The organism is Paenibacillus sp. N22P23, from assembly GCF_059383735.1.
This window is the reverse complement of the sequence record NZ_JBXENT010000004.1, coordinates 418,949-439,390: the sequence shown is the minus strand read 5'-3', so window position 1 is coordinate 439,390 and position 20,442 is coordinate 418,949. Positions and strand designations below refer to the sequence as shown.

Below are 20,442 nucleotides of genomic sequence, written 5' to 3'. Positions count from 1 at the left end.
TCCTCCCTTATCCATCCAATTTATATCCACGCAAAGGAATTATCCTTTTATGGCGCCAATCATAATGCCTTTTACAAAATAACGCTGCAGGAATGGATAGAGGATGAGCATCGGAATGTTAGCAACGACGAGAACGGCGTACTTGATGCCTTCAACGGCACGCTGCTGCTTAATTGCGGACTCCGTAGACGCTTTGATCATGTCGTCCGTTTGACCTTGTATCAGGATTTCGCGCAGAATGAGCTGCAGCGGGAACTTACTTTTATCAGATAAGTAGAGGAGGGCATTGAAGAACGCATTCCAATGTCCAACCGCATAGAAGAGAATCGTTACTGCAATGATAGGCATGGATAAAGGCAGGACTACCTTGCGCAAAATTTGAAAATTGGAGCAACCATCGATTGTGGCCGCTTCCTGCAGCTCACCGGGAATGGTCTGCTGGAAGAATGTACGCATGATGATAATATTCCAGATCGATACCGCGCTTGGAATGACCATAACCCACAGGGTATTCAGCATGCCGAGCTTCTTGACGAGAATGAAGGTCGGGATGAGGCCTCCGCTGAAAAACATCGTGAATACGAGCAGGGCCATGATCACATTGCGCCCGACGAAATCACGCCGCGACAATGGATAAGCACCGCATATCGTCATCAGCAGATTAATGAACGTACCAAGAGAGGTGTACAGAAGCGTGTTGCCGAAACTTCTGACAATGTCGCTGTTATGGAAGATTTTACTGTAGGAATCCAGCGTCAATCCTTTCGGCCAAAGCAGAATCTCGCCGCTCATTATGTATTGGGGATCGCTGAATGAGGCGCTTAGGACAAATACAAGCGGATAAAGCACGGCAATCACGACAAGGATTAACACCGAATACGTTATGAAGCTAAAGAGGCGGTCACCTCGGGTCTGATCAGCCATTCGTACGCCTCCTTACCATAAGCTGGTTTTACTAAGTCGTTTGGATATCGAGTTGACACTGACCAGAAGGGCGAAATTGATGATGGAGCTGAATAGTCCGACTGCGGTTGAGAAGCTGAAATCTGCCTCCTGAATACCGCTTCTGTAGACGTAGGTATCAATAATGTCCGAGCTGCCCATATTTAACGTGTTTTGCATAAGTAGTACCTTCTCGAAGCCGATCGACATCACGTTTCCGAGCTCCAATATAAACAGAATGATAATTGTCGGCAGGATGCTGGGGATGTTAATATGCCAAATGCGCTGCAGCCGAGTTGCACCGTCTACGCGAGCTGCTTCATGCAATTGATGATCTACGCCGGCGAGCGCGGCCAGATAGATGATAGAGCTCCAGCCTGTCGTCTGCCAGACAGAGGACATCACATATAAGGTTTTAAACCAGGAGGGCTCGGTGAGGAAGTTAATCGGATTGCCCCCGAACAGTTCGATCATGGTATTAACTAGACCGTACCGTGGATTCAGGAACATCATCATCATGCCAACCACTACAACGGTGGATAAGAAGTGTGGCGCATAGGTAACGGTTTGAACAAATTTCTTGAACTTCGCTGCTCGAACTTCGTTCATCAGAAGAGCTAGGAGGATCGGAATGGGAAATCCTACTGCGAGTGAATAAAGGCCGAGACCGACCGTATTGCTGATTAAGCGTTTGAAGAAGTAGCTATTGAATAACCGATGAAAATGATCAAAGCCAACCCAAGGGCTTCCCCAAATCCCTTTGTTCGCAATGAAATCCTTGAATGCAATCTGAACACCATACATGGGGATGTACTTGAACACGATGAAGTAGGCCAGAACAGGTGAAATGAGCAGATAGAGCTGCCAATTTCGAAAGATACGATTCCAAAAGGCTTTTCTCTTTCCCGTTATGGTAGTCGTCCGAATGGGATTTTGCAGAGCCTGGGCAGTTCGGATAGCCATTTCTTATCACCTCGTCTGTAATTTAATCTTTGTGTGCCTCGTCGATCGATCTCGATGTGATGTTTTGTAACATGCACCTATCATAAGAGCGTTGGGAATAAATTGTCAATCTTTTTATCCAAAAATAATTATATTTTTGGATAAAGTTGCGGGACGTTTGGAATGAGGGTGAATCCATTGAAAACGCTGTATTTTCTCCTTATCACAGATTGTATTTCAATATTCTATCATAAAATTAAGCGCTTTCAATGTGCTGAGTGGTCAAATTTCATAAAGTTTTGCATAAGTTTTATCCAAACTATTCGGTTATTTATCCAAAATTATGACTGGTTTTTCGTGGTTTTCATCGATTTTTTGGACATAACCATGGCTGAATTTGGTGTTTGTGCAAATTAAAAAGCCCAACGGCGCTAACCGTCGGGCTTTCTATAGTGAACGACTCAATTAGACGAACAAATTAGTTCACACTTCGATGATAGTCTGATGACTCTCTGACGATCAAGGAGCACGGAAGTAATATTTTGGGCGGAATCGAATAGTGACCATCTAAGTAATCCACCATCGCCTTCGCCGCAATACTGCCGATTTCGAATTTAGGAACATGAATAGATGAAAGTGGTGGAGATGTATATTGAGCGAAGGCAATATTGTCCATTCCAACAAAGGCAATATCCTCCGGAACGCGGCATTCCTTCTCCAGAGCGGCTCGCATGGCAGGGATAGCAAGCATATCGCTCGCACAGAAAATGGCGGTTGGCCAATCGGACTTCGGTACACGTAGGAGCATTTGGGTCATTTGGGTATAGCTGTCGTTCACGTTCCAGTTGGTGTCGATGACCCAATCCGGATTGATGATGAGATTGGACTGCAGCATAGCGAATTGATAGCCGATATACCGCTCATCGTTCTCCATCTTTCGGTAGAAAGCAGGTCCGCCTATGTAACCGATTCTCGTATGCCCCTGATCCACAAGATGGCGAATAACCATTCGGGCTGCAGCTACGCGATCGCAGTCGACTACCGGCACAGACAAGGATTCATCATTTAAGCTCACGCCAAGAGTGACGATACCATCGTTTTGCATCAGCTCGAAAAATTCTTCATCGTACCAGCTGACGGCGAGAACTCCCTTCACGCTTGCTTCTCCAAGCATGGCTGCAAGACGCTGCGTATCCTTTAATTCCTCAACGGTACGAACGATGACCGGGGGCTGCCCAAGCTCATTCATTTTCTTGTGGAAGCCTTCCAGTACTTGCGAGAAATAAGGATGATCTCCCATAAGGGACTGGGGGATGATGCATACGACTTGCTTCAATGGAGTGCTGCTCTGAGCCTCAGGATGGTCTGAATCAGCAAGCTTGTATCCCAGTTCGACAGCGACACTTCTTATTTTACGTTTCGTTTCCTCACTCACAGGTCGGCTCGTGTCGTCACTAATAGCCCGAGAAACTGTCGAAATAGAAACACCTACGCGTTCAGCGATATCTTTCAATGTAGGCACAACGATATCCTCCTTGCTAGGCTGACTGCGAGCAATTGACGCAATCTCTCACAACGTATTGTAACTTGTGTTCGATGACAAATCCATCCCATTCGGATAGAAGAGGAAGCGTATTCAGAGCGGGAAAAACTTATTTAGACTGAATTGGATTTTTCTCCTTGTATAATGAACAAACCTCAATTAATATGAACATATAAATTACTAAATGAACTTATATGAACACAAAAGGAGATTGTGTCCACATGGAAATCCGTTATGCCTCGCATCCTAATGAAGTAAAAGCTTTCGATACTACTCGTCTTCGTGAAGAGTTTCTGATTGAACAACTATTCGCCCCTGACGAACTCAAGCTTAGCTACTCTCATGTGGATCGTTTTATTATCGGCGGAGCAGTTCCGGTGAATGGTTCTGTGAATCTGGCAGTCGATCCGGCCACAATCGGTGCGGCTACGTTTCTGGAGCGCCGGGAGATTGGCATTATTAATGTCGGCGGCAAGGGAACGGTTACGGTTGACGGAGATGTTTATTCTATGGATAGCAAGGACTGCCTGTACATAGGCCGCGGCGCGAAGGATGTCAGCTTCGCAAGCGAGGATGCCTCCCAGCCTGCGAAGTATTATTTGAATTCCGCTCCGGCACATCAGACGTATCCCACTGTGAAAGCTGCGATTAGCGAAGCGTCCCCTAATCATCTGGGAAACCTGGAGAACTCCAATGAGCGAACCATCTACCGCTACATTCACACGGGCGGTATTCAAAGTTGCCAGCTCGTTATGGGCATGACGTTGCTGAAGCCGGGCAGCATGTGGAATACGATGCCTTGCCATACGCATAACCGCAGGTCGGAAGTGTATTTCTACTTCGACATGCCGGATAACGGCGCTGTGTTTCATCTCATGGGCGAAGCGGCGGAAACTCGTCACCTGGTCGTACGCAATGAACAAGCGGTCATCTCCCCAAGCTGGTCGATTCACAGCGGCGTGGGCACGAACAGCTATACGTTCATTTGGGGGATGGCGGGCGAGAATCAAACCTTCGAGGACATGGACGCCGTGGCGATGAAAGACTTACGATAAACCGACAACTATAGCATGAAAGTGATGGTTTCCGATGAACCCTTTACGTAGATATGAGAAAATTATGGAAATCTTGCTTGCCTCCCGAGAAGTGATGGTCACGGAGCTTAGCGAGCAGCTGCAGGTAACAGGCAAGACCATTCGCGAGGACTTGGCGAAGCTGGAGCAGAAGGGACTGCTGCAGCGCATTCACGGTGGCGCGGTGTTAGCACAGGAGAATCAGCTTGGTATTATGTCGCTGAAGCAAGAAGAAGCGCCATACACAGCTGAGCATCAAGAGATTGCAGAGCTGGCGGTTTCGCTCATTGAAGCTAACGAGGTTATCGCTTTGGATGGCGGGCGAACAACGCTTGCCATCGCCAAGCTGCTTCCAGATGAGCCGCTTACTGTCGTCACGAACGATCTACATATTATTGCGGAGCTGGCCCGCCGTACGTCGATTCGTTTGGTCGTACCGGGCGGTTATCAAATCCGCAATATGCTGATCAGTGCTGAGGCAGCGGCCTACATTCGCAGATTGAACATTGCCAAGGCGTTCCTATCCGCAACAGCCATCCATCCGCAGTCCGGATTTACGATTTACTCCGGAGAATCAACAGACATTAAGCGGGCATGGCTGGAGACGGCCAAGACGTCCTATGTCGTTGCGGATCATTACAAATTCGGTCAAGGTGCGCTCTTCACATTTGCGAAGTTGAACGAGGTCAGCGCGATCATAACGGATTCCGGCATTTCGCGGGAGACTGCAGAGCAGTTCCGGCAAGAAGGCGCGACACTTCTTATAGGCGAGAAGGGAGAATGAGGATGAGCTTTGACTTAACGGGCAAAACAGCACTGGTCACGGGTACGTCAGGCGGCATTGGCCAAGCCATCGCGATCGGGCTGGCTGAAGCAGGCGCTTCGATTGTGGCGGTATCCGCTTCGAACAGCGATGAGACGATCCAATTGATTCGCAGCACAGGCGGACTTGCAGCGCAAATTTCTGCGGACTTGAGCCAACTTGATAACTTGGAGCCGGTGTTTGCCGAGGCAGCAGGTACCTTCGGCGGCATCGATATTCTGGTCAACAATGCCGGCACGATTCGCCGTTCACCGGCTGCGGAGCATTCGCGATCGGATTGGTTCGATGTCATCGATTTGAATATGAATGCCGTCTTCTTCCTCAGCCAATTGGCGGGCAATCATATGATCAGCAGAGGCAGCGGCAAAATCATCAATATTGCCTCGATGCTCAGCTTCCAAGGCGGCATCAACGTACCGGGTTATACGGCCAGCAAACATGCCGTGACCGGCATTACGAAGGCGCTTGCCAATGAATGGGGCGGCAAAGGCATTCAAGTGAATGCGATCGCTCCCGGTTATATCGATACGCGCAATACGGCGCCGCTCATGGCGGATGAGAAGCGAAGCCAAGCGATCCTTGAGCGAATTCCAGCAGGCCGATGGGGCTTGCCGAAGGATTTGCAAGGACCGGCTGTGTTCCTCGCTTCGGCAGCTTCGGATTATATGAACGGCCACGTCCTCTGTGTGGACGGCGGATGGCTGGCACGTTAGGTTAGCAGCTCTATGGAGCCGGAGGCGAGAGTGTGGCAGAGGCGATAAGTTGGACGAAGGACAGATTGCAGAGTTGGCTTGAGGAGCGTCAACCTGCCGAACAGAATATGTACGGCGCAGACGTAATTAGTGCTGCCAAGTGGCAGGAGATCGCAAGTTCAGCTCATTACGCGGACATGGTACGGGAAGTAGAGACGGAAGCAACGATTCTTGAACAAGTATCGATACCTGAGCTTACACCTGAACTCTATGCGCTCTATGAGAGAACCGGGAACCGGTTGTTGTATGAAGGTGTCTATTTTCAGCGCAGGAGGCGTCTGGCAACCTTCGCGATCCGCCACTTCTTGTATCCGAGTGAGAAGCGCTACATCGGTGCGCTGGAGGAAATCATTGCGGCCATCCTAGAGGAGCAGACTTGGTGCCTGCCCGCACACATGAAAGGGCATGCCATCGATCGCAACATTGATCTGTTCGCCGCAGAAACCGGCTTTGCGCTGGCTGAAATCTTAACGATATCAGGTACCGGGCATCTGTCTGTTCCGCTTCAGGAAGCGATTCGTCTTGAAGTGGATCAACGTTTATTCCAGCGCTATTTGAACGACGGCCCATACCACTGGGAGACGGCCGACCATAACTGGGCATCGGTTTGCGCGGGGTCTATCGCTTCCGCAGCGCTTCTCCTCGAGACGGATTCCGATCGAGCGGCTGCTATCCTTGTGAAAGCCATTGCCACGATGGGGCATTATCTGTCCGGGTTTGGCGAGGACGGTGCTTGCCTCGAAGGTCCGGGCTATTGGAATTACGGCTTCGGCTATTTCGTTGCTTTCGCGGATCTGCTGAATCGCGGAACCGGCGGCAAAGCGAATTTGCTTGACGATGACAAGGTGCGAGCGATTGCACAGTTTCAGCAGCGCTGCTACCTTGTCGGCAGAAGGCCTGCTAATTTCTCGGATGCAGTTCCTGATGTGAACGTTCATCTGGGACTCTCGGATTATTTGGCCTCCTATTATGAAGAAGTAGAATACCCTCCGCTGGCTGTTCGGGCAAGCTTCAGCGACGATCATTGCTGGCGGTTCGCCCACGCGCTGCGTAATTTCATCTGGCATAAGCCGCAGGTACCAAGAGAAGAAAAATGGCAGCCAGGAAGCTGGTTTCTGCCTGATGCGGAGTGGCTCGTTTCGCGATGCAGCACACCTTCAGGGAGCTTTGGGTTTGCGGCCAAAGGCGGCACAAATCATGAACCGCATAACCATATCGACGTTGGCCATTTTATATTGCTCGCAGATGGGGACCCGGCTTTCGCGGCTGATCTTGGCAGCGGGGAATATACGGCTGACTATTTCGGTGAAGGGCGCTACGGCTATGATTGCAACGGAGCTCACGGTCATTCGCTTCCTGTGATCGGAGGACGCCTTCAAGAGCTTGGCGCACAAAGTGCGGCAGTTGTGCTGGAAGCGTTCACCGGTGAAGGGAATGATCGGCTTGAAATGGAGCTGGCTTCTTGTTATCCGAGCAGTAGTCTGACCTCGTTCAAGCGGCAATTGATATGGCATAAATCGGATCTGCCCTGCCTTGAACTGCGGGATACATTCCGTTTTGCCGGGAAGTCCGAGACCATTACGGAGACAATTATTACGCGCTGCGAAACGAAGTGCCTATCGGACGGACAAATTGTGCTGAAAGGCAACCGACATGCCGTCCTGCTTGAATTTGAGCCGGGCTGCTATGAAGTTCGGATCGAGGAACGCAACTATTCAAACCACTACGGACAGGAAGAAAGCTATTCTCGCATTTATTTGGATCGAAGAGAAGATGTAATGGAGGGCAGCGATATTCAGCTTGCTTTTCAATTCAAATTTCTAGAGTAGGCAGGTGAGGTCGGCGTGGGGAATGCAAATTCGGAACCAACATCCATGCAATGGGTGAATGAAGCGTGGGAGCGTACAATCTCCAAAGTGAAGCGGACTAGTTCTCGGATTGGAGCTCATTTCCCGCATGCCAGTCAAGGCGGCAGTTATGTGTTGGAGGAGCCGCAATGGTGGACGGCGGGCTTCTGGCCCGGCATGCTGTGGCTGCTGCATGAAGGCAGCGCCGATCCTGAATTTCGTGCAATCGCCGAGCAGTGTGAGCAGAGGCTGGACGATGTTCTGGACGGCTTCGATCATCTCGACCATGATCTTGGTTTCATGTGGACGCTGACGAGCGTGTTCAATTACAAGCTGAACGGCGGGGAACCATCACGCAGACGAGCCTTGAAGGCAGCAAACTATTTGGCGGCTCGCTTTAACTTGAAGGGGAATTATATCCGTGCATGGAATCCTTGGCGGCCAGGGGATGATAATGCGGGCTTAGCCATCATCGATTGCGCGATGAATCTGCCGCTACTCTACTTTGCTTCACGCGAAAGCGGTGATCCACGTTATACCCATATCGCAGAAGCGCATATACGTACAGTTATTGAACATTTCATCCGCCCCGATGGTTCGGTTCGGCATATCGTTCGCTTCGATCCTCAGACAGGGGAGGCTGTAGAATATATCGGCGGCCAAGGCTACTCCCCCGAATCTGCATGGTCACGCGGGACAGCATGGGCAATCTACGGGCTTGCGCTGTCGGCCAAGCAAACGGGCCGTCAAGAATACATCGATGCTGCCAAACGAGTGGCGCATTTCTTCCTTTCACAGCTACCGGATGATCATGTACCGGCATGGGATTTCCGTGCGCCGCTTGAGACGAAGGAGCTGCGCGATTCTTCTGCAGGGGCTTGTGCAGCCTGCGGCCTCCTGCTGATCGCCGAGCTTGTTGCTGATACGGAATCGAGCAGCTACAGGCAAGCAGGCGAGCGGATACTGGAGTCGCTCTACCGGAATTATGGAGCCTTCGACAACGATAAGGAAGAAGGACTTATTTTGCATGGAACGAGTCATTATCCGGAACGGAAAAACGTCGATGTGCCTTTGATTTACGGCGACTATTACTTTGTTGAAGGTCTGGCGAGGCTCAAAGGAGACTGCACGATCGCTTGGGAGTAATGGAAGCAGTTGTAGGGCTGTTCACATTGGGACAGCCTTTATTCATTTACTCCTCCTGCTCGATATTTCCGGAGTTGTTGATTAATACTTTAACCTTATAGGTCACCTTCAGCTTCGGATAGTAGTCGGTTCGCCAGCGCTTCAGATCTTCGAGCGAAAGCTTGCCTCTGAAGTGATTGCCCAATCCAAGCGGGTCGCTCTTATAGCGCTGCAGTTTCGTAGTTAGCAGATTTAGCTGCTTTGTCATGTACGTTTCCATTTCCTCAATCATTTTGGTCTCCGTAATCTTCTCTCTGCTCTCTGTGACGACTGCTTTCACGAACAGCTTGCCGTCTAGCGCTGGCCCTTCCTTTGTTAACCGAGCCTTCCATTTCATATTGGCTTTCAGAATAGTCAAATTAGCATTAGATAGAACCTCGATCGCAGCACCGTGATAACGGTTCGTAGCCACGTTAGCAAACATCGTTTCTTCCTTTCCAATGCGTCCAACCATCGTTCCTTTTCGCAAGACTGCTGATCCGGGGAATTGAAGCACGGTTTCCTTGCCTGGGCGAATGATAGGGACAATCACGTCTTCCGTATAGGATTTAGTGGATTCAAAGGCTTCCCATAATCTTGCTTTAGCTGTTCTTGGTGTCCAGCCGGCCGCTTTATTGGAGTATTTAAAGAAAGTCGTCACATCCGATTGAACAGCATTCGTCGTATTACTAAAGAGCTCCTCCATATCTGCATCCGTAATCGCAACTAATGCCCGTGGCGGGACACCTCTCGCTCGGATGGCATTATTGAGTTCCTCCTCCATCCCTTCTTTAGCTACGGATTCATGAAATACGATCATTTCGACATCTAACAGATCGATATAATTCTCGATATTGATTTTTATACTATCAAAGGCTGCACTGACCGAACCGGCTTCTTGCGAGATTGTCTTGATCGATAACGTTTTCTCTGCAGGAATTGGAATTTGGAGTGTGACATCATAAGCATGATCTTGTCCTTTGGCAACGCCAACGATTACAGGCATTGTCCGAAGATTAATGTCGTGACTGTCCCAGCAGCCGCCGAGGAGCAGGGGGAAAGAAAGACAAACGAGAGAGCAAACTAGTTTACTATTTCGGAAGATCAAGTCGGGTCATCTCCTTAGCCGCGCTTTTCTTCGGTAGTAAGTCGCTGCCAGCGCGATTGCAAGTACGAGTCCGAATCGAGCAGGGGCTCCCCACTCCGATAATTTTTCCAAATCTTTCATGTTTACAATAAGCAGTGCCAAACAAAGTGCCATTGCCGACACTGTGATTGGATTCGTTGCCCATTTAGTGAAAGTGGATGAACGACTGGCAAGCGTTCGAGTCAGCCAGAGAAGTCCTGTGACGTTCATAAGTGTACTCATTAAGACAGCCATCACATAAAACAAGGATAGCCTGTCAAAGAAGAACCAATTGACCCGAATGGAATCCAGTACAATAATGAGCGGATATCGCAGTGGAGCCGCGCCTTCCTGACCGAGCATGGCTAGTGGAATATAGACGACAATCAGATAAAAGAACAAGGAAACGAACCATGCCCCCCAAAGCCAACGCTTGGAGACGCGGGAGAGCGGCCCAAAAAATCCGATCAGTCCGACCGTGTGAGAATAGATAAAAAACAAAGGCAATACCTTCAGTTTTCCCAAAAACGAAAATGAAGGTGTAAGCGGTTTAATCATGTCGAAGGATAGATCTCCATAGGTACTCGCAAGGCTCAGAATAACGAGTGGAAGTCCAAATATCCCGACTAGCAAGGAAAGACGTAGTAACGATTCTCGCCCGGCATACGAAATACACATCGATGAAACAAGGATGAGCGCCATTAGCACTGAAATCGGCGTATTCGGCAGAAATAACATTTTAAGTAATTGGGAGTGGCCTCGAATAATGATGGTGATGACTATAATGTTGCTTATGGTTATCAACCACATCCAAATGACTCTTGAAGCCGCTCTTGATTGTAGGAAACATTGGAGCAGGTCCTCGCGTCCCTCTTGAAATCCCCCAACGAGCAGGCGAAGCAATAGACCCTGAAGCAGCCATCCAATGACTACCGTCATCCAATGTCCGGAAGGTTGGGACTGGATAACGCTCTGGGGGAAAATAAACATGAGGAGGCCATATTGAAGGACGATAAATAAAGCGGCTATCGAAATTCCTTGCTTCATCGGGTTGTTTTCCTGCCTCTCGGAGACGTGGTTGGCACAAAGGGCCTACTGAGTATTGTTGTATTGCTTATGAGGGACAGAAGCAAATAAAACCCGCACACGATACCCAAAGGGCCGAACAAGGCGGCAAAAAACAGCATGATATATCGCCATAATCGAACAGTTAGCGCGAATTGATAGCCAATGACCGTGAAGTTGGCGATCGTGGACGCGGCGAGCACGATGATCAGTAAATTGCTGACCAGCTGCGCCTCGACAACCGCTTGTCCGAGGATGATCCCCCCTACCATGGTCATGGCCGGGCCAATGCTCTTGGGCAATCGGACGATGGCCTCGATGAGCATTTCAATAATAAAGAGCAGGATGAGCGCTTCCGTAAGGGAGGGATAAGGAACCCCTACGCGGCTCTGAGCAATGGAATAGATTAATTCAAGCTTCATGACATCCGGATTGATGGAAACCAAGGCGACATATGCGGCTGGAGCGCCTATGGCGATGAGAGCACCGAGGACGCGGAATAAAATCAACATAATTGATAGCGACGACGGTAAGTCAAGATCGGTATCAAGAACAAACAGGTCGGCGATATGTACGGGAATGATGATCGCTTCCGGATAACCTTCAATGAGCAGCACAATCCGGCCAAGTTTTAGAAAGTGGCTGGCCTCATGCGGTGACTCTGTTCTGTTATAGCTCGGGAGCGGACTCCATATCGGCTGTTGACGAAGCCACTTCGCTACCTGGCGGGTAGATATGAAGTCTTCGTTTGCATGTGCTCGAATCGCTGCTTCACAATCCGCGAGAAGAGCCGAATTCACTGTATTATCGAGCGATAAAATGAACATCCGCTGCTTATGTGAGGAACCGACAAGAAAATGCGATTGATGTAAATGTGCTGAACGAAGTTCATTTCGGATCAAGCCGAGGTTCGTCATAATATCTTCAATAAAGCCGGTTTGCGAAGAGATGAGGATATTCTGATTGATCGGGGTATTGATCGATCGATTCAAATTCTGAGATTCGGATTGTACCCAGATTGCCTCCGAGCCTTTCTCGTTCAAGAGTAAAGCGCGACCTTCAAGAAGACCATGAACTTGGTCTGCCGCCTTAGCCGCCTCATCAGCGCCAAGTGTCCATTTCAGCTGTTCCCATGTATAGGATTCTGCCGAAGCAGTTTCCTTGAGCCGCCATACCGTGGCAGCAACATCGACTAGGCTTGACAGCGCAAAGAGCTCAACGTGCTGGCCGCCGAGCAGAATAAGCTGTTTTTGAAAATCGGGACTCTTCCCAAGTTTTTCGATGACTTGTTTCACCACTACCCACCACCTGTGGGTAGTATTGGCAATAGCCGTCGGAATTATGAGTGAGGTGGCGCGGTTCAGGCTGTCGCCTAAAAACTTGCCAGCATAGCGCTTCTCCGTTCGGTTAACCCTATAAGCGGGCCGCATCAATTCGGTTCATACGAAACGGAGGATGAGATGGAATGCAGCGAAAATTGGCAGTGCTCGCAGCCGGCGCGATGTTGACGACGATACTGACAGGCTGTATGGAGAACCAAGGGGAACTTGGTAACCGCAACATCCGAAATAACAGTATCGCTTATGACATGAATGGCAACCGAATCATCAATTCCCGGTTTGCAAATGATCAAATGAACGAAATGAATCGTGTGGACGGGCATCGATTAAACAGCAACAACATTATCGGGCTTCACAAAAACTACAGGCTGGAAATGAGCCAAGAGATCGCAGATCGGATTGAAAGCTTGCCTGAAGTGAATAAAGCCTACGTCATGCTGACCGACAACAACGCCTACGTTGGCGTTTCTCTGAGGGATAAGGCGGACATGGGCGCTCGGGCCATGAATGTTCCTTCTGCGCCGACTCCGCTTAGCCGTACGCAGCAAGCTTATCAGCGTCCCAACATGAATGATGGAACGATGAATACCCGTATTAGTTCGATTTCCACTGCGCCGAATATGCTGCGGGTATACAATACAACCCCAGCTCCAATGGCTCCTACCGTTCCGACGGCTCCGAGCCGCATGGGTCGGGATGCAGACGTGAGCGGAGGATTGAAAGACCGGATTGCCAATGAGGTCAAACAGTTAGCGCCGCAGGTGAAGAATGTATACGTCTCGGCGAACCCGGATTTCTTCGACCGCATGAATGCCTACATGAACGATGTAAAGCTGGGTCATCCGATTCAAGGTTTTATTGCTGAATTTAATGCGATGGTGGACCGGATTTTCCCGCATAGATCTGGATCTTAAGGTGAGCTTGCCGAAGAGTTCGGAAATTGAAAAGGATTAATCATAGTTACTATGAGCATTCAAGCGGCAGCCGATTCACGTTTCTGAAGTGATCGGCTGTTTTTTCTTAAACATGACTTTGCTTGCGTTAAGTTACCATGGAGGAGCAAAACTGACTAAAGCTCGTACCCATTTTGTTCTTGAACATCCGTCCGAACGTATGCACATCGGCATAGCCAACCGCATTGGCAATTTCCCCGATTGACATATTCGTTTGAATGGCGAGCTCCTTTGCTCGTTCAATCCGGACACGTGTTAAATACTCGAATGGCGTTATACCGAAAGCTTGTCGAAATTTGATAATAATGTAATTGCGGCTGAGCCCGGACATTTGTTCGAGCTGATCGTGCTGGATATTCGCGTTATAGTGATTAGCGATGTAATTTCGGATGAGCACCATTTTTGTTTTAATCTTTTGCTGACCTTCCGTCTTCGTTTCCTGCTCCTGCTTGATACCCGACAGATCGGCCAATAGCTGCATCAGAAGTCCTTGACACTGTGTGTGGTGGGTCAGTCCAGGCTGATGATAATGAGTGATCAGCTGCGTAAGCTTCTTCTCAATGTCATGACCAGCGAAATTTCCCAAATACCGTTCATCGCCAAGCATCTGCTCAACGGGATAGTTTGTCTCTCCGAAGTCGAAAAGAATAGAAATACAAATATACTTCTCCCCTGGAATTGTATGTACTTCATGAACTTGAGAAGGTGAGTGGTAGATGAGATCGCCTCGGCGTGTGATATAGATGTGGTCCTCGATTCGATATTCGGCAGCACCTTCGACGACATATTGGAACTGATAATTGTTCAGCATTCGGCTTGCGATGTCCCATTGCTGAGGTGCGTGGAACAAATGCGCAAGCGTGATGTACGGGGGGTGAAAATACAGACCTGCGACATGTTCGGGCAGCGCGTGGTGGTAGTATGGGATTTTGGGCGTGTTCGTCATACTCTGCGGGATCACCTCTTGGGGGAGTCGGATAGTTGCTTGCTGCTGCTAGTCAAGTTTACTATCGCAATTTCGTGTGATTTCTGCAACATCTTTGTTACTTTCAACTACATACACCCTCCGTCCCAATCCCTTATACTTAGCTAAGAAGCACTCATAAACTATGAGGGAGTGGAACGTAAAATGGGTATGATTCATGTGGGAATTCCTCTTGTCGACGCTGCGGCGCAAGACTGTATAACGGAAGAACAGGCGCAGTTTTTCTTGAATAACGGTTTTCTGGTTATTCGAAATGTGATCGCCGGCGAAGAGTTGAAAGTGGTGCAATCTGAAATGCAAGCGCTTTACGAGAAAGGTGCTGCCGGTGTAGACGACCCGGATTTTATGTACGGGGTTGGTGTGAAATCAGGCCAATCGATCTTTAAGCGTGTCGAATATGTGATTGAAAAAAGCGATCCGATGAAGGTGCTGCTTGGTCATCCGTTTATATTGCGTTCCGTGGAGAAGCTGCAAGGCCGCAACTTCATCGCGACCTGGGACTCCATGGTGCTGAAGGCGCCGAATGAAGGCATTATCGTCCCTTGGCACCGCGATGCGGCGGTACCGGACGGCTGCGAAGATACGCGTCCGATCTTCAATGTGGATTTTTACTTGGATGAGGCCGATATGCAAACCTGTCTATGGGTCATTCCGGGGAGCAATAAGTGGAGTAAAGAAGAAGCCGATCAGCGCTGCAAGCAGCCTGGCTTTACGACAGAGGATGCCATTCCGGTTCCGATGCAGCCGGGAGATGTCATCTTCCACAATATCGAGGTGCTGCACGGTTCGCCCGCAGGCGACGGCAACCCGCTGCGCCGTACCGTGTATTACGAATTCCGTCCCGGCGAAATCGAAGCCGAATTCGGCCCGCACACCTTGGAGTACTTGTCGCTCAAGCAGCATATGCTGCTGGACTGCATTGAGCGTCGTAAAGGCGCATCTTATGCGCAAGGCGAAACGCCGTTCGCGTATCAACCAGGTGGCGCATTCGCGATCCGCGCGCCGAAGCAGCCGGCGCAGTACCGCTACGCACACGAAGTGTATTGGCGTCGATAGACGCTTGTATGGGGCCTGCGGGCCGGTCGCTAATTTGCGGCCGGGCCGCAGGTTTTTTTGCTTTGGCGGTGGTAACAACACCACCTCAGTCCCTGCACTGCAGTTGAGAGTCGGGAAACCCGACTCTTACCACCGAAACTGCAAGAAAAAGTAGCTGAGAGTCGGAAAATCCGCCTCTCAGCCCCAAAACTACCCCCTCCTCAGCTGCTACGTAAACATTGAGAGCGGAATAGCCGCTATCGTGACCACTTCGACTTCGATTTTGTTGCTGATAGCGGCATATCCGCTATCAGCGTCAAGAAATGGCGAATATACTGTAGTTTCGGCGAATGTGCAGCATTGAGAGCGGAATAACCGCTATCGTGACCACTTCGACCTCATTTTTGTTTCTGATAGCGGCATATCCGCTATCAGCGTCAAGAAAGGGCGAATATACTGTAGTTTCGACGAATGTGCAGCATCGAGAGCGACATAGCCTCTATCGTGACCACTTCGACCTCGTGTTACTTCTGAGAGCGGTATATCCTTACCAACAATAAACCGAATAACTAAGAAGGCATCCGTCATGGAGCGACAAACACCCGCCCATTTTTTCAATATACGGCACCACTACAGGCGCCTGATCATAAGATAATTTGACTGTATCCCTTAACCTTGTTAAACCATAAAAACCCGAGCAAGGAGGGGTGACAAACACAATATGGGTAGCGACCAGAAGAGCAAGTTCTTATTAACTCATCGTGAACGCGAGGTTTTCGAGCTGCTTGTGCAGGATAAAACCACAAGGGATATCGCACAGCAACTGTTCATCAGCGAGAAAACTGTTCGAAACCACATCTCCAACGTCATGCAAAAGTTGAACGTTAAAGGTCGTTCACAAGCGGTTGTCGAGCTTATAAAGCTTGGGGAATTAAAGATTTGACGAAAATCACCGCATACCTTGCTCAGCCTTCTGGCAATGCTTCCGAATTTATTCGGAAACGTTTGCGAGAAGGTTTTTTGACGTCTTAGCCGATCACATTTATGTTATGCAGCGATCAACTCATGCTTGCTTTCGTCAATCCAGAATTCCTGTGTTACGTATCGTTATCTTAACTTTGGGTTTAATACTGATCTTGGGATACTCCTCGCGCCAGTTCAGACCTGCATACAGCTTCGGATGATAGGCAGCAACCTCATGCCCCAGCTGCAAGTAATCGCAATTAGCCTTTTGCAAAGTTTTAATCACGCCAGATGCCTTTACAGTGAGATCAGCTGCGATTTTCTTTTCAAGCTCAGAGAGCATTTTGCCTGTGTGTTTCTTCAGTTCATCTCCGTCTTTGTCTTCGATTAACTTAAGATCCAACTTTAACGAGATATCAATTTCGCGCAGCCCTTCACCATCATGGATAATATGGTAATCCCGTTTAGCTTTCACTACCAGAACCGTGTATTTTGTTCCTTCCGTTTCACCAACAAGCAGCTGATTCTTGCCAGCCGCGCCATGCAGCAGAACAGCAAGCTGGGTCTCATCATCATTCAGGTTAACACCGGTGTACTTACCGTCTCGAAATAGGGCGGTACCTGCAAGTCGAGCCCCGTTCCCATCGGGCTCGAAGCGGTTGAGCGCAAAGTCGTTTATGAAATACATGCCCCCGAATATATAACGGAGTAATTTACTAGATGGGATTTTTCCTCTCTTAATCTCATCGTCCAATAGACCAACCAGATAACTGGATACGGTCTGATCATTAATCTTCTTCTTAGCCATCAGTTTCGAGGGATCGCCATCAAACACCGCTAGGTGAGCGTACGACGGATTGGATAGAAATTGGCCCGTAATATTCAGATAGTTCAACGGCTGATCTTTGGCGAACTTGGCGCTTATTAGGTACAGCCTAGTCTCCAGAGTGTTAAGGATGCCGGGCAAATACTTGTTCATTTTACTTACGGAATCATAGAGGTTGGTGCCTGTTGAACCCATGTACAAGCCATTCGGACTCCCTCCTCCCTGATTCGCATTCCGAAGCGAGGAAATCACATAGCTTACCTTGATTTGCTGTTTGCTGTCATCCTCGTAATCCAGCCCGATAACATCGACAAAAAGCAGATTTTTCAGCTGAAGCTGATCCCAGCAACCAGTGAGCATCAAACAAACGATTAACGCGGCTATCACTTTCTTCATATCTCGCTCCTTCCCTTGCCTCGCAGCCCGGAAATGATGAGTAAGAAAACGGGTAAAACGACAATCAAAATGATGGACACTCGGTCCTGAATCGAAGCAGCACGCATAATGTCGAATCGTTTCGCCATGAAGAGCCCTCCAATAAAACATACGCAGACCATAGCCCATACCCATACATGCTGTTTGCCCAAGCCCTGACTGCGCAGATGCTGGAATGCTTTAGCAGCCATAAAGAAATACACGTAGATCGTTGCCGATATAATGCAGACGTAGAAGATTAGGAACAAGATGTCAATGCTCTGCAAAACTTCAACCCGATAGTTCTTTAATATGAAAATGAGCGGTTCCGGAATAACGTCGAGCTGTTTCAAGCTGAACTTCATGGTGCAGATCAGGCAGACCGCAACATAGAACACGAGCGTAAAGGCATTTGCCAGCGTCATGGCAAGAAGCAGCTTCTTTTTGCTTTGCGTCTTTACGTACGGGTAGGCATAAAGCAGCAGATCATAACCTACATAAGCGCTAAATGCGGTATATACACCCTTCATTACGGGATACCAGCCACCGGGTAGAACCGGCAGCAAATTTCTCATGTCCAGTCCGTAGATTCCGCTGCAAACGACAAGCAAGAAGCTGATGTAAGAGAAGTACATAAAGGTTTGAGATAGAAAAGCCAGTTTCTTCAGCGTTGACGTTGCCGCATAGCCGCACACAGTTAGAAGCATTAGAATGATGACCCACCTGGGGGTGAGCACAAACATCCATCTCTTTAGAATGTCGGTGTACAGCAAGGTCAGCAAAAGTCCGGAAAGGGCGTAGTAGCATCCATACACCAAATTGATGCAAGCTCCAATCGGTTTCCCGACAAGAAGAGGGATATAGGCAAAGAAATTCCGTGCCGGGTATCGGCTGCCGAGCCACCAAATCAGCATAATGCCTACTTGCGCGACAAGTCCGCTCAGCAATACGGCCAGCCAAGTATCATGACCGGCAACTCCGGCCTCTACGTGAGGCAAGGATAATACCTCTGTCCCGAGCTGCGCCATAACGACGAGCGAAATCAGCTGTCTTCCGGTGATGGTTTCTTCCTTCTTCAACGTTTCCAACCCCTTGGATTCCGTATCCTTGTCCGATTCTTGGCTGCGGTTCCTGCCGGCCTCTTGCTCATGCTCCACATCGGTGCGCGAAACAACGTATCCTTCGCATCGCTCAATGAGAAAGGCGGCGAATAATACGGAAGTCCCATCGTATTCATCTGGCACAAGTGGATACAGATCATCATGAAGAAGAAGACCAGACCGAGCAGGCCGAACAACGAGGAAAGTAAGAGCGCCGGATAGCTTAGAAGGCGTACGGCACTATTCATCTCGTACGACGGGAGGATAAAGGATGCCAAGCCTGTTAACGCAGCTACAATAACGGCCGTATTGGAGACCAAATTGGACTGCACGACCACCGTTCCGATGACAATACCGCCAACGACGCCTATCGTTTGACCGACGGGACTCGCCAGCCGAATTGTCGCTTCTCTTAAGATCTCAAGCATGAGCATCATGGAGAGCGCCTCGAATAACGGAGGAAACGTGATAAATTTCAGAGAGCTTTGCAGCGTATTGACGAAATTAATCGGCAGCAGTTGGGGATTAAAGGAACTGACGGAAACATAAAAGGCAGGCAGGCCAATGGCAATGAAAAAGCAGCAGACACGCAATAACCGAAAGATGGTACCGATCACCCAGCTGATTTGATAATCGTCCGGGCTTTGAAAAAAAGACCAAACCGATACCGGCAGGATGATCGCGTCCGGTGACCCTGCAGTTCCAATGACGATCTTCCCCTCCATTAAATAGGCACGCGCACGGTCAGGCCGTTCCGTAATAAGAAGCTGTGGAAACAGGCTGAATTTCTTCTCCCGGATGAGCTCATCGATAAATCCCGGCGCCTCGACATAGTCGATGTCAATGCTGCTGAGCCTTCTTTCCAGCTCCACTACATTCGCCATATTGGCAATCGACTTGATGTACATGACCGCTACTTTTGTCTGAGAGAGCCGCCCGATCGTGAATGTTTTCACGACAAACTCGGTAGAGTTGATCATCTTGCGCATCAGGTTGATATTGGTATCGATATTTTCTATGAACGCTTCGTTCGAACCACGCAATACTCGCTCATTAATCGGTATATTAATGGATCGCTCTTTCTTTACATCTACACCAAGCAGGTAAAGCTTGCTCTCTCCGTCACGATGCAGCACGGCTTTACCGTACATTAACGCATGTACGGCTTCATCCAGTTGCTCTGTTTCAGCATAATCTAGAATTGAAATGACGTCAGAGACCGCATCTTGCGGACGAAGATGCAGCGGTTTCAGAATAAACTCTTGAATGTGAGTAGACTCAACTAACGTGTCGAAATAATACAGTCTATGTTCGGTTCCTCCAAGGAAAAGCTGTTTCGATTGAAAGTCGCTTTGTTCCGAGAACAGTTGCTTGAAATAGTGTTCGGTCTTGTCTATAGATGGACTGGATTTCAAACGGGGATCCTCCTTCAATGCCGATGTTCATACTTTAACCTGTGAATTCCATAATTATGTAAGAGGGAGATGACATTCCACTGCTAGCAGCTGCAGCGCATTTTTGCAAAAATAGCCAAATATATATTGTGTAC

At 49.0% G+C, this 20,442-nt stretch carries 18 protein-coding genes; 8 read left to right on the top strand and 10 right to left on the bottom strand.

Annotation, left to right across the window (positions count from 1 at the left end; all coding sequences use genetic code 11):
• Positions 1-39 precede the first annotated feature (39 nt).
• From AC506A_RS20035 to AC506A_RS20025, 3 genes are all read right to left on the bottom strand, one after another.
• On the bottom strand, positions 40-924 hold the full coding sequence (locus tag AC506A_RS20035; protein WP_494820638.1) for a carbohydrate ABC transporter permease: 885 nt from the start codon (positions 922-924) through the stop codon (positions 40-42).
• 12 nt (positions 925-936) lie between these two features.
• Complete coding sequence (locus AC506A_RS20030; RefSeq protein ID WP_495462768.1) at positions 937-1,905, bottom strand: ABC transporter permease; 969 nt, start codon at positions 1,903-1,905, stop codon at positions 937-939.
• Positions 1,906-2,362: 457 nt separating this feature from the next.
• Positions 2,363-3,406 (bottom strand): LacI family DNA-binding transcriptional regulator, encoded by a 1,044-nt coding sequence (locus AC506A_RS20025; RefSeq protein WP_495462767.1) that lies wholly within the window; start codon positions 3,404-3,406, stop codon positions 2,363-2,365.
• Between the two features lie 242 nt (positions 3,407-3,648).
• Between AC506A_RS20025 and kduI the strand changes: the two genes are divergently transcribed.
• From kduI to AC506A_RS20000, 5 genes are read left to right on the top strand one after another with little or no spacing between them, the layout of a single operon-like run.
• Positions 3,649-4,482: a 5-dehydro-4-deoxy-D-glucuronate isomerase gene (kduI, locus tag AC506A_RS20020; protein WP_495462766.1), complete on the top strand. Its 834-nt coding sequence runs from the start codon at positions 3,649-3,651 to the stop codon at positions 4,480-4,482.
• Between the two features lie 34 nt (positions 4,483-4,516).
• Positions 4,517-5,284 (top strand): DeoR/GlpR family DNA-binding transcription regulator, encoded by a 768-nt coding sequence (locus AC506A_RS20015; protein WP_495462765.1) that lies wholly within the window; start codon positions 4,517-4,519, stop codon positions 5,282-5,284.
• Complete coding sequence (gene kduD / locus AC506A_RS20010) at positions 5,281-6,036, top strand: 2-dehydro-3-deoxy-D-gluconate 5-dehydrogenase KduD (protein ID WP_495462764.1); 756 nt, start codon at positions 5,281-5,283, stop codon at positions 6,034-6,036. Before AC506A_RS20015 ends, kduD begins: the two co-directional genes overlap by 4 nt.
• 32 nt (positions 6,037-6,068) lie before the next feature.
• Positions 6,069-7,904, top strand: a complete 1,836-nt coding sequence (locus tag AC506A_RS20005; RefSeq protein ID WP_495462763.1) for a hypothetical protein — start codon at positions 6,069-6,071, stop codon at positions 7,902-7,904.
• Positions 7,905-7,949: 45 nt separating this feature from the next.
• Complete coding sequence (locus tag AC506A_RS20000; protein ID WP_495462841.1) at positions 7,950-9,068, top strand: glycoside hydrolase family 88 protein; 1,119 nt, start codon at positions 7,950-7,952, stop codon at positions 9,066-9,068.
• Between the two features lie 46 nt (positions 9,069-9,114).
• On the opposite strand, the gene AC506A_RS19995 is transcribed toward AC506A_RS20000, so the two are convergent.
• From AC506A_RS19995 to AC506A_RS19985, 3 genes are read right to left on the bottom strand one after another with little or no spacing between them, the layout of a single operon-like run.
• Entirely contained in the window at positions 9,115-10,194 is a 1,080-nt protein-coding gene (locus tag AC506A_RS19995; protein ID WP_495462762.1) for a Ger(x)C family spore germination protein, read from the bottom strand.
• Between the two features lie 6 nt (positions 10,195-10,200).
• Positions 10,201-11,259 carry a GerAB/ArcD/ProY family transporter gene (locus tag AC506A_RS19990; protein ID WP_495462761.1) on the bottom strand — a complete coding sequence of 353 codons (1,059 nt, stop codon included), beginning with the start codon at positions 11,257-11,259 and terminating at the stop codon, positions 10,201-10,203.
• A complete protein-coding gene (locus tag AC506A_RS19985; protein ID WP_495462760.1) occupies positions 11,256-12,572 on the bottom strand; it encodes a spore germination protein in 1,317 nt (438 codons plus the stop codon). The genes AC506A_RS19990 and AC506A_RS19985 overlap by 4 nt, the downstream gene beginning before the upstream one ends.
• A 170-nt stretch (positions 12,573-12,742) precedes the next feature.
• Between AC506A_RS19985 and AC506A_RS19980 the strand changes: the two genes are divergently transcribed.
• A complete protein-coding gene (locus AC506A_RS19980) occupies positions 12,743-13,531 on the top strand; it encodes a YhcN/YlaJ family sporulation lipoprotein (protein WP_495462759.1) in 789 nt (262 codons plus the stop codon).
• 127 nt (positions 13,532-13,658) lie between these two features.
• On the opposite strand, the gene AC506A_RS19975 is transcribed toward AC506A_RS19980, so the two are convergent.
• A complete protein-coding gene (locus tag AC506A_RS19975) occupies positions 13,659-14,516 on the bottom strand; it encodes a helix-turn-helix transcriptional regulator (protein WP_495462758.1) in 858 nt (285 codons plus the stop codon).
• A 183-nt stretch (positions 14,517-14,699) separates the two neighbouring features.
• On the opposite strand from AC506A_RS19975, the gene AC506A_RS19970 reads away from it, so the two are divergent.
• Both AC506A_RS19970 and AC506A_RS19965 read left to right on the top strand, forming a co-directional pair.
• Positions 14,700-15,611, top strand: a complete 912-nt coding sequence (locus AC506A_RS19970; protein ID WP_495462757.1) for a phytanoyl-CoA dioxygenase family protein — start codon at positions 14,700-14,702, stop codon at positions 15,609-15,611.
• A 700-nt stretch (positions 15,612-16,311) separates the two neighbouring features.
• Positions 16,312-16,533, top strand: a complete 222-nt coding sequence (locus AC506A_RS19965; protein WP_090641524.1) for a helix-turn-helix domain-containing protein — start codon at positions 16,312-16,314, stop codon at positions 16,531-16,533.
• 135 nt (positions 16,534-16,668) lie between these two features.
• Here the strand turns inward: AC506A_RS19965 and AC506A_RS19960 are convergent, their stop codons facing one another.
• From AC506A_RS19960 to AC506A_RS19950, 3 genes are read right to left on the bottom strand one after another with little or no spacing between them, the layout of a single operon-like run.
• The gene (locus AC506A_RS19960; RefSeq protein ID WP_495462756.1) at positions 16,669-17,775 is read right to left on the bottom strand and encodes a Ger(x)C family spore germination protein; all 1,107 of its coding nucleotides are present in this window, start codon (positions 17,773-17,775) and stop codon (positions 16,669-16,671) included.
• The gene (locus tag AC506A_RS19955; protein ID WP_495462755.1) at positions 17,772-18,872 is read right to left on the bottom strand and encodes a GerAB/ArcD/ProY family transporter; all 1,101 of its coding nucleotides are present in this window, start codon (positions 18,870-18,872) and stop codon (positions 17,772-17,774) included. The genes AC506A_RS19960 and AC506A_RS19955 overlap by 4 nt, the downstream gene beginning before the upstream one ends.
• On the bottom strand, positions 18,869-20,308 hold the full coding sequence (locus AC506A_RS19950; protein ID WP_495462754.1) for a spore germination protein: 1,440 nt from the start codon (positions 20,306-20,308) through the stop codon (positions 18,869-18,871). Before AC506A_RS19950 ends, AC506A_RS19955 begins: the two co-directional genes overlap by 4 nt.
• Positions 20,309-20,442 lie beyond the last annotated feature (134 nt).